The organism is Halotia branconii CENA392 (genome assembly GCF_029953635.1).
GTDB lineage: Bacteria > Cyanobacteriota > Cyanobacteriia > Cyanobacteriales > Nostocaceae > Halotia > Halotia branconii.
This window is the reverse complement of record NZ_CP124543.1, coordinates 1,488,939-1,502,849: the sequence shown is the minus strand read 5'-3', so window position 1 is coordinate 1,502,849 and position 13,911 is coordinate 1,488,939. Positions and strand designations below refer to the sequence as shown.

Below are 13,911 nucleotides of genomic sequence, written 5' to 3'. Positions count from 1 at the left end.
AAAACAGGTCATTAGTAAGGCTAAAAATTGAAATTGCAAAATATTAAGCAATTTTAGTAATTATATCTAAAGATAGATGTATTAGTTATTCACTTATTAATATCCATTATCTAGTCAAGCTATAGAAATAAAAATATAAATTAGGGTTGCATCAATGAGAAAGATTGTTATATTAGTTTACATAAGGCAACAATCCTTCGTAAATCCAGTTTGGAGTGCCAATCATGACTAACGCAACTACAACCACCACAAAAATTACCACCCCCGTAATTGAAGATCGCAATGCTTGGCGTTGGGGTTTTACTCCTCAAGCAGAAATTTGGAACGGTCGTTTGGCAATGATCGGCTTTTTAGCAGCAGTACTAATTGAGCTTTTCTCTGGTAAAGGCTTTTTACACTTCTGGGGTATTTTATAAAATTATTAGGACAGAATCTTGTCAATAAACTAAAAAACCTGGAGTGATCAATTCACTACCAGGTTTTTAATTTTTGACTTTTCGTCAGTTACCAATTGTCAGTAAAGAATGACAATTAATTACCGAATATATTCTTTAAGAACACTGTTACGATTTGGGTGGCGTAACTTGCGGAGTGCCTTTGCCTCAATTTGCCGAATCCGTTCACGGGTAACGTTGAAAATTTGTCCAATTTCTTCTAGGGTCTTCATCCGACCATCGTCTAAACCATAGCGGAGTCGAAGAACGTCTCGCTCACGAGGGCTGAGACTATCTAGGACTTTTTCGAGGTCTTCGCGTAAAAGATTTTTGGAAACTTGATCTTCTGGGGTCTCACCATCGGACTCAATAAAATCGCCCAGTCGAGAATCTTCTTCTTTCCCAATGGGCGTTTCTAATGAAATAGGCAATTGAGCAGATTTAGCAATGAACCGCAACTTCTCGATGGTCATTTCCATGCGAGTAGCAATTTCTTCTTCAGTGGGTTTGCGACCCATTTCTTGAGAAAGCAATTTGGTGGTTTTCTTAATCCGCGAGATGGTTTCGTAGAGGTGAACCGGAAGACGGATAGTGCGGGATTGGTCAGCGATCGCTCTGGTAATTGCTTGACGAATCCACCATGTAGCATAAGTAGAAAACTTGTAACCTTTTTCGTGGTCGAACTTCTCAGCAGCACGAATCAAGCCAAGACTGCCTTCTTGAATTAAGTCTTGGAAGGATAAACCACGATTCATATACTTTTTGGCAATTGAAACCACAAGGCGCAAGTTTGATTGCACCATCTTATCTTTTGCCCTGCGGCCAACATGCAAACGATAACGAAATGCTGGCAGCGGGAGTTGTACTGCTTCTGCCCATTCGCTGTCTCTGGGATCGCGTTCTAGTTGCTCATAAAGTCTTTCCCGCACCCTTTCTAATTCCAGCAAATCGGCAATTTTCCGTGCCAATTCAATTTCTTCATCTGCCCGCAACAGACGAATCCGACCAATTTCTTGCAGATACAGACGAATTGAATCTTCAGTGTAGTGCTTTTTCTTGGTCTGGGTTCGACGACGCGATTTAGCGGCTTTTCCAGACTTTGCGTCGTCCTCATCAGACTGAGGCTCTAAAAATTCATCGTCGCCATCATCGGTAATCAGCAAGTCCTCTTCTTCATCCTCGATTAAGAGTTCTCCTAACTCGAGCTCAGGCTGATTTATCATTTCTAGGTCAGGCTGATATATGCTTTCGAGTACGTTGTTAGCCTGGTTCATGCCGCGTTCCTCATGCTCCTTGCAGAATCAATTACTCAAGATGTGTTTACAGCTCTTTTATTAAAAGAGCTAGTTAATAACCGAAAATAGGGTTTTAGGCTGATTTCCCTGAGATACTTTCGGAAGTTTTTTTCCTCTTTGAGAGGAGTTTTTTACTGAATGTAGAAAGTCGCAGTTAATGCTGACTTAATCACCTTAGCAAAAGTAATTATGTGTTGCTGTTACACACAACTTTTAATCGCTTAGTCTCAAAAAAGACTTGCCCTCATAAAAAAATTTACCACTCCATATATAACAAATATGACTGTTGGCATATTTCCTTATTAAGACTGTTCCGATTGTAGCCTGTTTCACAGAAATTGCACTCTTTTTGTGTATCACTCATAAAGTTATTAAGCAGGGTAAAGTCACTATTATCAATAAAGACATAGGAAATCGTAGGCATACGCTTAAATTTTTCCTAAAACTTTTTTCAATTGCAGTGACATTAGGTTTACATGAAAAGGAAACTACAAGTACCCTTACATAATTTTAGGTATTATGTACAACATTAATTACTTAGAAAGAGCGTACTTGATGTTAACTTCGGTTCAATGTATTAAGTTACCCATTTTTACATTTCCTTCATAAATGACTTCTTTTGGAGAGTTTTAGCGGGATTTCCCCGCAGGATAGATCAAAGTAAAAGTGGTGATGCTTATTTTAAGATGCTTAACCTGATGTGCGCCAACTGCCTGAACTAGGGAGCTAAGGCTGTGGCAGAATCAGCTAGATCGCGATTAATTAAGATTTAACTGATTCAGTCTTATTTACACATTAGCGCACTGTTGAGATTTCAACCCTATGAAACTTGACAAACTGTTTTTATTGTATCCACCGATATTTTAATCAATTTAGAAAGAATTTAACAGTTGAGATTACAGATATTTAACCTACTTCAGACAAAATTTTATCGGATACTAGGAAAACAATAGCCATTACTACAGTAATCTTGGAAGTTAATAGCAAGCTGTTATCTGCTGATAGTAGCAAGAAGTTAGAACATACAGTATTCAGATGATTAGTTTAAATAGAGTTACCAAATTAGATTCAGTAATTAAGTTGTTAAATATAATACTGCTATCTCCGGCAAAATATTGTTCAGAATACGATATCTAATCCTGGAAATAGTTAAGCAATTGCATTTGAGTACATGGGATGGATATTGGCTTTTTCAGCATAACAAATGCTTTTCTAGCTTGTGGGATAAATTCATTAAAAGCGACGGTAAACTCCATCCCCTGGTGGTGGAGAGGGATAGTACTTCGGCTACTTCGACTACGTGGTAGTTGAATCTCGACTTCGCGGCAGTTGAATCTCGACTTCGCTCGATTACCGCGTAGTCGAAACTTGATTACCGGGCAGCGCTGCACTGAGCCTGTCGAAGTGTCAAAACTCAGCACAAGTACGCTCAGTAACCATCGCCCCGTCGCTTGGGGCATAGGGCATAGGGCATAGGGCGTAGGGCATTGGTAAGTTTTTTCCCATCACGAAGTGCTGTGTCCCGGTCACTGAGCTTGTCCTGAACGTTGGTTGCTGAGTTGAGCTTGAGCGTAGCCGTAAAGCCTACGGCACAGCTACGCTTAGCGCGCAGCGTCTTTGACAGGAGAAGGGCGCAGTTGAAGCAAGTCGAAGTACTGCCTCTTTCCCATGCCCAATGCCCCATAACCAATGCCTAATTAACGCGGTGTTGGTGTTGGCGTTGTATTAAAACTGGCTGGAAAATTAGGTGGCAGAATTACTTTATCAACTATATGAACAATACCATTGTTAGCTGGGATGTCTGCTTGAGTGACTTTAGCACCGTTGACAGTAATTGCTTTGCCCGTATCCTCAACCTTGATTGTAACGGGAGTTCCCTCTAGTGTTTTGACTTGTCCGGGTGTGATTTGGCTGGAGGTAATTTGCCCCGGTATCACATGGTAGGCAAGCAGCCTTACTAATTGTTGTTTGTTTTCTGGTTTCAAGAGATTATCTAAAGTGCCTGTTGGTAAAGCAGCGAAAGCAGCATCAGTGGGTGCAAAGACTGTGTAAGGGCCTGAGGTAGTCAACTGTCCATTTAAGCCTGCGGCTTGTACCGCTTTTGTTAAAGTTTGAAACTGTCCTTGACTGGCTGCTGACTGTGCTAGTTCTGCTAAGTTGCGGTTAGCAGTTGTACTAGTGGGAGTTTCTGTAATTGGAGAGTTGGTTGTGATGGGAGTTGGCGCAGCAGGAGAAACGGTTGTTGTGGGAGTTTGCGTAACGACAGGTTGGGTACAGGCAGATAAAGCAATTAGACTACCTACACTAATATTGCACAATGTTTTTTGTATGCTTTTGTTCGCGTTCATAATTTTGCGGAAAATCTAGAGATATGGAGATTTACTGACAATAGTTAATAAACTTATCTATAAAATCCCTCAGCCTAATGAGGTAATTTCAAAAACGATCGCTCCAAATATAAATGGGTAATTGGTGTCTACCAACTACCCATTTGTTCCCCTGTTCTGCTACCTGTTTGATATTAGATGTCTAAATCGGTGAAGTTGAGTTTAGAACCATAGGTTTCAATAAATTCACGTCTAGGTGCAACACGATCGCCCATTAAAATTGTGAAAATGCGATCTGCTTCGGCTGCATCCTCAATTTCCACTTGCTTGAGGGTGCGGGTTTCTGGATTCATGGTAGTTTCCCAGAGTTGCTGCGGCATCATTTCACCCAAACCTTTGAAGCGTTGAATACTGTAGTTAGCGTTGCTGGGAAACTTAGCTATTTCTTGTTGTAGTTCGCGATCGCTATAACAATATTTTGGCTCACTGCGTCCTCGTTCTAATTTATATAGTGGAGGACAGGCAATATAAATGAAGCCTTGTTCAATCAGCGATCGCTGATACCGATAGAAAAAAGTTAACAACAAAGTACGGATGTGCGCCCCATCCACGTCAGCGTCAGTCATGATCACAATCCGGTGATAGCGCAGTTGAGACGCATCAAATTCCTCACCTTTGACACCCAAACCGAGGGCGGTAATTAAGGATTGGACTTCGTTGTTTTTATAAATTTTAGCGTCGTCAGTTTTCTCAATATTGAGGATTTTACCACGTAGGGGCAGAATTGCTTGGGTGCGGCGATCACGTCCTTGTTTGGCACTTCCACCCGCGGAATCACCTTCCACAATATAAATTTCCGATTCGCCAGGGTCACGAGAACTACAATCTGCCAACTTCCCAGGTAATGGCGAAGATTCCAGCACTGATTTTCGCCGTACCAATTCCCGTGCATGACGGGCTGCTTCTGCGGCTTTAAAGGCTTGGATAGCTTTATCTAAGATCGAGTCTGCTATACCAGGATGAAATTCTAAATACTCAGTTAAAACTTCTCCTACTAGAGAGTCAACAATCCCCCGGACTTCGGTGTTACCAAGTTTAGTTTTAGTTTGTCCTTCAAATTCCGGATCTGGGACTTTGACAGAAATTACTGCTGTCAAACCTTCGCGGACGTGTTCACCACTAAGGTTAGATTCACTTTCTTTAATTTTATTGCGCTTGCGGGCGATCGCATTTAATGTCCGAGTCAGAACCGCTTTTAAACCTTCTAAGTGTGTACCACCATCAATGGTGCGAATATTATTAGCAAAACCCAGCACATTATCTGTGTAAGCATCTGTACACCACTGCAAGGAAACTTCCACCTGTACGTTGTTACGTTCCCCTTGCACATAAATAATTTCTTCGTGCAGTGGCTGCTTTTCACGGTTCATGTAAGCAATATACTCTTTGATACCACCCTTGTATTCGTAGCTTTCTACCTTGGGTGTATCACTTTTGAGCAGTTCTAAACGATGGTCGGTAAAGGTAATTTTGACACCTGCGTTTAAATACGCCAACTCCCGCAGACGACCTGCTAAGGTGATGTAATCAAATTCAATGCCGTTAGTAAAAATTTGAGTATCAGGCTTAAATCTGACAGAAGTTCCGGTTCTTCCCTCTTTTTCAGGTTTAACTTGCAGTTCTGTAACTGGTAAACCACGTTCGTAACGCTGGACGTGAACTTTTTTGTCTCGCCAAACTGTGACTTCCACCACCTCAGACAGGGCATTAACTACAGAAATACCAACCCCGTGCAATCCTCCAGAAACTTTGTAACCACCACCGCCAAACTTTCCTCCAGCGTGCAATACGGTTAATACAGTTTCTAAAGCCGATTTTCCCGTTCGCGAGTGAGTATCGGTAGGAATCCCCCGACCATCATCTATTACAGTCACGGAACCATCAGCATTGATATCCACCTCTATATGAGTGCAGTGACCCGCTAAAGCTTCATCAATAGAGTTATCTACTACCTCATAAACTAAATGGTGGAGTCCTCGCGGCCCAGTAGTACCAATGTACATCCCTGGTCGTTTGCGGACGGCTTCCAGACCTTCCAGAACTTGAATCTGATCGGCACTGTAACTGCTCGTCATGAAAATTCTCCTGATGCGTGGGGTTGAAGTCGCCCAAGGGCAAAAAAGTCAAAACACACCAAAATTCTAACACAAAAGCCTTAATGGCGACTGTAGGTCAATCTTATGAGAAGTTTATATAGGGGATATAACCCTATATGTTTTTTGAATGAATTGCCTCAATTTTAAGTTAATTTGTTTATTAAGTATAAATACTTTATTATTTGCAATGTGAATCTCTAATCACTTATGAATAGCTTCTAGAATAAAAGTCTGGCTAATACTGTAACTGATGGTGATCAAAATTGTTGTGAACAGTGGGGTTGAAACCGTCCCAGGCAAAAAATGCAAAAAAGCTTCAATATTTTAACACAAAAGCCTTGTCAATAACTCTAAGACATTGTAAACAAAACGAAAATAATTAATGACCACTGACCACTAACAACTGACCACTGACAACTAAACTAATGACAAAATTGATTGTAATTTGTGGAGCAACAGCAACGGGTAAGTCTGGGTTAGCTTTGAATTTAGCGATGCGGTTGGGTTCTGTAATTTTAAGTGCTGATTCTCGTCAAGTTTACCGCGAGTTTGATATTGGTACGGCAAAGCCAATATTGGCAGAACAAAAATCAGTACCACATTATTTAATAGATATCTGCAATCCCACAGACATCATGACGGTAGCAGACTACCAAGAACAAGCACAAAGTTTAGTTGCTTCCCTTAGTGTTTCACCATTATTATTAGTTGGCGGCACTGGCTTATATATCCGTTCCATTGTTCAAGGCATGAAAATTCCCAGAGTTGCACCGGATAAACAACTGCGATCGCAACTTGAATTTCTTGGTCAAACCACGCTCTATGGAATATTACAACAAGTTGATACCTTAGCTGCACAAAAAATTCATGCTAACGATATTGTGCGGACTTTACGAGCTTTAGAGGTATTTTATATCACTGGAAAACCTATTTCTCAACAGCAAGGAGAAAATCCACCAAATTATCCCATTTTGCAAATTGGGTTAGACTGTGATGTGAAAAAGCTAGAGCTACGTATTCACAAGCGCACTGAGCAAATGATAGCAAATGGTTTGGTGGCTGAGGTGGAATATCTTTGTCAGAAATACGGTGCTGATTTACCTTTGTTGAATACTTTGGGATATCAAGAAATTAAGCAGTATTTAGCTGGGGATATTTCTCTAGATGAAGCAAAAGAATTAACAGTTTTACATACGCGGCAATTTGCTAAACGACAACGCACTTGGTTTAGAGCATATTCCCACATTGAGTGGTTTGATGCAAATGATCCTGATTTGTTAGAGAAAGTTTGGCAGCGAGTAAAGAATTTTTGCTGTTCTAAGCTTTAAATTAGCGCAAAGACAAGACATTTTTTAGCGCTCATACATCAGTATCTGAGAGAGTATCAGGATCTATACCCATAGCTCGTAGTCTTTGTGCAAGTAACTGGACACGTTTTTCAGCTTGTTCGGCGCGTTGTTGTTCTTGTTCGGCGCGTTCATCTCCAGTCAGTAAGACAGTTCTATCTTGATAGCACCAGCGTAACCAAGTATCTTGTCTACCTTCAAATTCACCTTCCCATAAAGTTACACCTAAACCCACTTGTTCTAACCAAGTTTCTGAAGTTTCAAAGTAACGCATTCCTCTAAGTTCATAAATGCGTAGTACTTGCTCTTTTAGTTGCTGGTTTGGGTCATATACAATATAGTAACTAGCCCGCATGTGTTCATAAATTTTTAGTTTTTTTCCTAGTTCGTCACCTTCTTTGTTAGAGACAATCTCAATGACGACTTCTGGAGGCTTACCAAAACGCCACACCATATAACAACGGTTCTGTTTCTCCCACCAACTTTGAGGTAATTGGACATCTAAGCTGAGAAAAACATCAGGTACAATAGCGGGCTGAAGGTCTGTATAGTAAATACCTACATTAGCCTCAGCTACGAAAGTCTGGCTTTGTATAGAACTGTAAAGAGAGCCAACTAAAAGGCGTTGTTGTTTGGCAGATGCGAAATTGTCCACAGGTGTATCATCTTCAGTGACTAACTGGTTGGCATCTGGCACGTAGTAATCATCATCATTAATTAAGAGTTGCTCAACCATGACTTTATCCAAGAATTGAGGGTGTTACTTCTAGGTTACTTAATTAGGCGTTGAAGGATACTTAGTAACAAAAATATATTATCAGTTAATTTGTATCAAAATCTATACAGACTATGGTGTATGTAGATAATCAACTCAGGGAGCATCCCACTTTTTTGAACGTCATTGCGAACGTAACGAAGTGGAGTGAAGCAATCGCAAAATCTCTGACTACAAACAAGTCAATGCGATTGCTTCGTCGTTCCTCCTCGCAATGACACTTATTCTCTTGTTGTCAAATAAAAACTGGGATGCACCCATCAACTCATACCTAACTATAGTAATCCGGTTTGATTCGGTGAGTTTATTTGTGTAGGTAGGGAACAGTTAAGAAGGGATAGATATGTACTGAATCGTGTTCCTTAATCAAATAGGAGTCCTATACAAGTAATGCGTATACGATTGAGCCATAATATCTTTGTTTCCTATCTGGATTGAGTAATTTTATTATATTAAATATTGTTTTATTCATATAAGTTTACCTACATTTAGTAACTTTTAATTTAAGTATTGTTTGTAGACACAAATATGTTGTTAAGTTTAGTGTTTTTACGGAAATTAATCTCTCAAAACTATATTTTATTTTCAATACGAGTATTAACTACATAAGCTAGACTAACTAATTTTACTAACTCCAAAAAACCTGTAGGCTATGGCTAATAAAAATAAAATAGTTGCTAATTAAGCAAACTTTTAGTCAAGCAAGTACCCCAATATATTAGAGATTGATTATCATAGAATTATTGACTTTTAGGTTGAGTGAAACTAAAAAAACATATTCACCTTAGCAAACGGGCTATTCTAACATGTTCGCCAGTAAAATTCTAGTTGTTGAGGATGAAAAGCCCCTAACATTAAATATTAGAAATAGTTTACATAAGTTAGGATACAATGTTGCATAAATCATGGATTCTAGCAAGGAGGCAATAAAAAAAGTAGCAGAAACTCGTCCATATTTAGTCTTAATTGATATCTGTCTATCAGGAAAAACAAATGGTATATAAGTAGCAGATATTATTCTGAATAACATCCAAATACACGTATTATATTTGACCAAGTATTCGGAATATATAAAATGACATGCAAAACGTCTAAGTGAGCCTTTTAGTTATATTCTCAAACTACTTGCTGAGACGGACTTACAGATTGTCGTCAAGATGGCTACATCCAAGCATCAAAGCAACAAAAAATTGCAGGAAGAAAAGCAAATAATGGTGGCAATTATTAATAGTATGGCTTATGGAGTTGTTGTCACATATACCAATGGTTGTATCCAAATGATGAATCCAATGGCAGAAGCTCTAACTGGTTGGAATCAAGATGAAGCTTTAGGAAAAGATTTAACAGAAGTTGTCAGTTTAATTGACAAAGATATGGACGAATCAATTGATAATTTAGCTGTACGAGCAATGGCATTAGGCGAAGTGATAAATTTACCAGAAAACTGTATACTAATCACAAAAAATGGCAAAGAAATACCAATTGGAGATAATATTGCACCGATCCGCGATGGAGATGGTAATATTACTGGTGCAGTGTTGGTTTTTCAAGATATTACTCAACGTAAACTGATGGAAGCACAACTGCTGCGTAATGCTTTTTGTGATGGGCTAACAACCTTACCCAATCGAACTTTATTTCTAGATAGACTTAAGCAAGCAATAGAGCGTAAAAAAAGACGCACTGATTATTATTTTGCAGTTTTATTTTTAGATTTAGATGGTTTCAAGGAGATTAACGATCGCTTAGGACACGGAATGGGAGATGATTGTTTAGTAGCGATCGCCCGTAGGTTAGAATCATGTGTACGCAGTGGTGATACTGTAGGCAGATTTGGCGGCGATGAATTTGCCGTACTTTTAGAAGAAATTAGAGATGTTACCGACGCTATTAATGTAGCTAAACGTATTCAAGACACCTTAGGATTGCCATTTAACCTCAATGGACATCAAGTAGGTACTACAGCCAGTATTGGTATTGCTTTAAATTGTGGTGGTTATCATGAACCTGAAAGCCTATTAAGGGATGCTGATATTGCTATGTACCGTGCTAAACAACAGGGAAAAGCCCGTTTTAGTGTATTTGATGAAGCTACTAATTGTTAGCGGCTTAATTATATGAACAGCTTAAAAATATGGTTTTACCGTACTTGTTATGCTAAATTCGCAGCTTTCTTAAGAGGTGAAGAGGCAATATAAAGCGATTATCTTCGTTAATAAGCATGATTTATCTTATATATCTACCTTTTCGATATTTCGCTACGTCAATTTGGCATACTAACTACTGATGAACCAAAAATATACGTTCTAATTGGGTGCATTTAACCTCATATTTTGAAAATAAAACTTTGTTTTACAATAATAAAGTATCCACTTTTCAAAAATATTTTATTGATTAATACGTAAAAAATTCTGCAATGCAGCTTGTACTTCTGGTTGCTTAATATAAACTTCTGTCGCCTCAATTAAATTGCAGATATTTTCTTGACTTACATCATCAATATCATCATTCAAAGGTTTATTAGTTAGTTCTCGATCAAGTTTAAATTGCAATCGCAAAACCCGATCATGAATTATCTGATTGGTAATATACTCGTGAATATTTGAAGAGGCATCAAATAATATACCAATTAATGGCTGTGCCCATTGTATCAGACCCCAACTTTGAGCTTGCTCAAATGGTATTATTCGTGTGCGATGTCCAGTTCCTACTGAAAGAACGGTAATTTCTTCAGCTTTATAACCTAATCTTAGTGCTTCGGCTACAGCACAACTAGAAGGATTATTAGCAGCAACCCCGCCATCAATGGCAGAATATATGCATTTAATCGAGTAGGTAGAAGTATTATCTGGTATCTGTTCCCAAGAAGCATTTACAAAAGCTAGTCGAGTTGTTCCTGCATACTTATTAATAGTACGAGTTTGACCATTACCTTTGCCGCTAGTAATTCTGATTTGTGTATTGTTATATATATTTTCTATTGAGGATGCATCATGATCTAAAGTAATGGTTTGGGCAGTTCCATTTTGCACGATTCCATTGACTCTTTTTTCTAGTTGATGTGCCGGAAAATAACTTGGAGCCGATGCTGAACATAGACAAACTTCCCACAATGGCACATTACCATATCCTTTATCTTGTCGCCAGCTTTTAAATATGATTGGTTCTCTAGTAATTGTGTCATAAGAAACAATTAATAGCTTTGGTGTTGTAATATCTAATAATCTTGTATTACCTAGACATTCTTGAAGGGCTTGAATCAAACCACTATCGGCAAATTTGGGAGCAGATAAACCATATTTTAATAGTAAAGGAATCCGTTGGAGAGAAAAACGACTTTTGTATGGAAAGATGATTTTGCCTTTTTGTTTGTATAAATCAATTATTTCATTGCTACTACGTCCTCTAGCGATCGCAGCTGCTAAAAGCGACCCTGTAGAAGTTCCCGCAATTAAGTTAAAATATTTATTTAAAGGTTGATTAATTCGCTGTTCAATTGCGGCTAGAATGGTCGCTGTAACCACTCCCCGAATCCCGCCACCATCCAAGCTCAAAATACGAAAAGGCATATTACTCCCAACTGTCTGCAATTTTTAATTTGACCTATTTATCTGAATATAACTTACATGTTATATCTGATTAATAATCTTGATTTTTTTATCAGAATAATTGCAGTATTTATTGAAAGTAAATCTTATTTTAATCAGTTTAGAGATTTTGTAATGGAACAAACCGAAAAACAAAAGATGCTAGCAGGTAAGTTATATCTTGCCAATGATCCTGAATTAGTTGCGGAAAATAAACGTGCTAGTCGTCTATTGCGAATGTACAACGCAACTACAGAAGAACAGCCCGAAGAACGCAAGCAAATTTTACAAGAATTATTCCAAAAAGTAGGAAATAAACCATCGATTGTGCCACCATTTCACTGCGACTACGGCAACAATATTTCTGTGGGCGATGGATTTTATATGAACTATGGTTGTGTAATTTTAGACTGTAGTACAGTTGAAATTGGTAATCATGTTTTGTGCGCTCCTTATGTACAAATTTATGCTGCTTATCATCCTATAGACCCAAAAATTCGGCTTTCAGGCAGAGAATTAGCTGCTCCAGTTAAAATTGGCAATAATGTCTGGATTGGTGGCAGTGCGATTATTTGTCCAGGGGTGACAATTGGCGACAATACGACCATTGGCGCTGGTAGTGTCGTTGTCAAAGATATCCCAGCCAATGTAGTTGCAGCAGGCAATCCCTGCCGCATCATTCGACATTTGCCCTAAAATGATTATTTATTAGAACTTGTATCCTCTTGCTAGCCAATAGTGCCAGTCTGCGATCGCTTCTTGAGTTTCACTATCCGCATCAATTGCCTCTAATTCCGATAGCTTGACAGAAAAAACATCTTCATCATTGCCCTCTGGATAAACTACTTCCAGATACATATCTTTTAAACATTCATCATCTGGGGCCATTCCTATCACCTCGACTTGTTTTTCCTCAATCTCAGACGATTTGCGTGACTTTTTCTTCCACTTGGCCATAAACGGAACGTTCAAAGTATCGTCGAGGTAGTAATACCAACCCATTGCCCGTTCTTCTTTATCATTATCGGTATCGACAATGATCTCTGTCTCAATACGATGTTCTCGCTTTTCGTCACGTTCAACACTAGGCATAAGATAAAGGCTTGCGTATGTTGGACTTTGATATGGTATATCCTTTTGACGATTTCGTGTCAATTTTTTTTCTGCTGTTTTACCCACGCCCTAAATGATTTAATCATGGGAATCTCGCCTATTTTCAGGCTTTCTTGCAGAAAACGGGGAATTTCAGTTGTTAAAGGTAGATTGCCAAAAGTTGGTGAAACATTACTAGGGACATACACGCCATCTCGCAATTGATAAATCTGCATTACAGGTTCGTCATAACGCCAAACCTCCAGAACACCCAAAGCAAAATATATGGAGAGTCTATCAACAGAAGCGCTAGTGTAGTCTACCTCAACTACTAAATCTGGTGGTGGATCTTGGGTCAAGTCAAGATTTTGCTTTTGTCGCATCACAGGTTCATTCTGGATGTAAAAACTCGAATCTGGCTCTACACCCCTTAGTAAATCTGGACGCTTACAAGTCACTGAACCAGTGCTTTTTAAGTTGAGGTTGAGTTCTTCTGCTAGATTATCAATTAGTTTCTCAATCAGTCTTTTATTATGCTCATGAGGCATCAAAGGAGTCATAATTTCCAGTATTCCCTGGTCATAAGCCAATCGCGTAGCACGATTATTCCCCATTTCTGCAAGAATAGTTTCAAAAGTTTGCCAGCTGATATTAGGCAATATGACCCGTTGAGAACTAATCGCTTTTGCTGCTGTTGCTACCATAGGTTTTACCTCAGCTTTTCTACCAAGATATCAAGGAATTGGCTAGAAGCTATTTGAACAGGACTTACGCAACTGGCATAATGCGATCGCCAATCAATAAGTAAGTCAGTGAGAATAAATCAAACTATGTTAACTAATCTAAAGTTAGCTTTTTATAAGGGTTTTAGCCTTATTTTTATGACTAAAGTCCTTACT

11 protein-coding genes are annotated in these 13,911 nt (G+C 38.9%); 4 read left to right on the top strand and 7 right to left on the bottom strand.

The features are described from left to right. Nucleotides 1-224 precede the first annotated feature (224 nt). Nucleotides 225-416, top strand: coding sequence for a chlorophyll a/b-binding protein (locus QI031_RS06700; protein ID WP_281484415.1), 192 nt, complete (start codon nucleotides 225-227; stop codon nucleotides 414-416). A 119-nt stretch (nucleotides 417-535) separates the two neighbouring features. Here the strand turns inward: QI031_RS06700 and rpoD are convergent, their stop codons facing one another. From rpoD to gyrB, 3 genes are all read right to left on the bottom strand, one after another. Continuing rightward, the gene (gene rpoD / locus QI031_RS06695) at nucleotides 536-1,708 is read right to left on the bottom strand and encodes an RNA polymerase sigma factor RpoD (RefSeq protein ID WP_281484414.1); all 1,173 of its coding nucleotides are present in this window, start codon (nucleotides 1,706-1,708) and stop codon (nucleotides 536-538) included. 1,718 nt (nucleotides 1,709-3,426) lie between these two features. Further along, the gene (locus QI031_RS06690; RefSeq protein ID WP_281484413.1) at nucleotides 3,427-4,077 is read right to left on the bottom strand and encodes a fasciclin domain-containing protein; all 651 of its coding nucleotides are present in this window, start codon (nucleotides 4,075-4,077) and stop codon (nucleotides 3,427-3,429) included. Between the two features lie 173 nt (nucleotides 4,078-4,250). Beyond that, nucleotides 4,251-6,191, bottom strand: coding sequence for a DNA topoisomerase (ATP-hydrolyzing) subunit B (gyrB, locus tag QI031_RS06685; RefSeq protein ID WP_281484412.1), 1,941 nt, complete (start codon nucleotides 6,189-6,191; stop codon nucleotides 4,251-4,253). A 446-nt stretch (nucleotides 6,192-6,637) separates the two neighbouring features. On the opposite strand from gyrB, the gene miaA reads away from it, so the two are divergent. Beyond that, nucleotides 6,638-7,540 (top strand): tRNA (adenosine(37)-N6)-dimethylallyltransferase MiaA, encoded by a 903-nt coding sequence (gene miaA, locus QI031_RS06680; protein WP_281484411.1) that lies wholly within the window; start codon nucleotides 6,638-6,640, stop codon nucleotides 7,538-7,540. 31 nt (nucleotides 7,541-7,571) lie between these two features. Here miaA and QI031_RS06675 read toward each other — a convergent pair whose 3' ends face one another. Continuing rightward, nucleotides 7,572-8,294 (bottom strand): Uma2 family endonuclease, encoded by a 723-nt coding sequence (locus QI031_RS06675; RefSeq protein ID WP_281484410.1) that lies wholly within the window; start codon nucleotides 8,292-8,294, stop codon nucleotides 7,572-7,574. 1,196 nt (nucleotides 8,295-9,490) lie between these two features. Between QI031_RS06675 and QI031_RS06670 the strand changes: the two genes are divergently transcribed. Further along, nucleotides 9,491-10,438 (top strand): diguanylate cyclase domain-containing protein, encoded by a 948-nt coding sequence (locus QI031_RS06670; protein ID WP_425526012.1) that lies wholly within the window; start codon nucleotides 9,491-9,493, stop codon nucleotides 10,436-10,438. Nucleotides 10,439-10,720: 282 nt separating this feature from the next. Here QI031_RS06670 and QI031_RS06665 read toward each other — a convergent pair whose 3' ends face one another. After that, nucleotides 10,721-11,902 carry a patatin-like phospholipase family protein gene (locus tag QI031_RS06665; protein WP_281484409.1) on the bottom strand — a complete coding sequence of 394 codons (1,182 nt, stop codon included), beginning with the start codon at nucleotides 11,900-11,902 and terminating at the stop codon, nucleotides 10,721-10,723. 153 nt (nucleotides 11,903-12,055) lie between these two features. On the opposite strand from QI031_RS06665, the gene QI031_RS06660 reads away from it, so the two are divergent. Then, complete coding sequence (locus tag QI031_RS06660; protein WP_281484408.1) at nucleotides 12,056-12,616, top strand: sugar O-acetyltransferase; 561 nt, start codon at nucleotides 12,056-12,058, stop codon at nucleotides 12,614-12,616. Nucleotides 12,617-12,628: 12 nt separating this feature from the next. Here QI031_RS06660 and QI031_RS06655 read toward each other — a convergent pair whose 3' ends face one another. Beyond that, complete coding sequence (locus tag QI031_RS06655) at nucleotides 12,629-13,012, bottom strand: calcium-binding protein (protein ID WP_281484407.1); 384 nt, start codon at nucleotides 13,010-13,012, stop codon at nucleotides 12,629-12,631. Between the two features lie 59 nt (nucleotides 13,013-13,071). Beyond that, on the bottom strand, nucleotides 13,072-13,716 hold the full coding sequence (locus QI031_RS06650; protein ID WP_281484406.1) for a Uma2 family endonuclease: 645 nt from the start codon (nucleotides 13,714-13,716) through the stop codon (nucleotides 13,072-13,074). Nucleotides 13,717-13,911 lie beyond the last annotated feature (195 nt).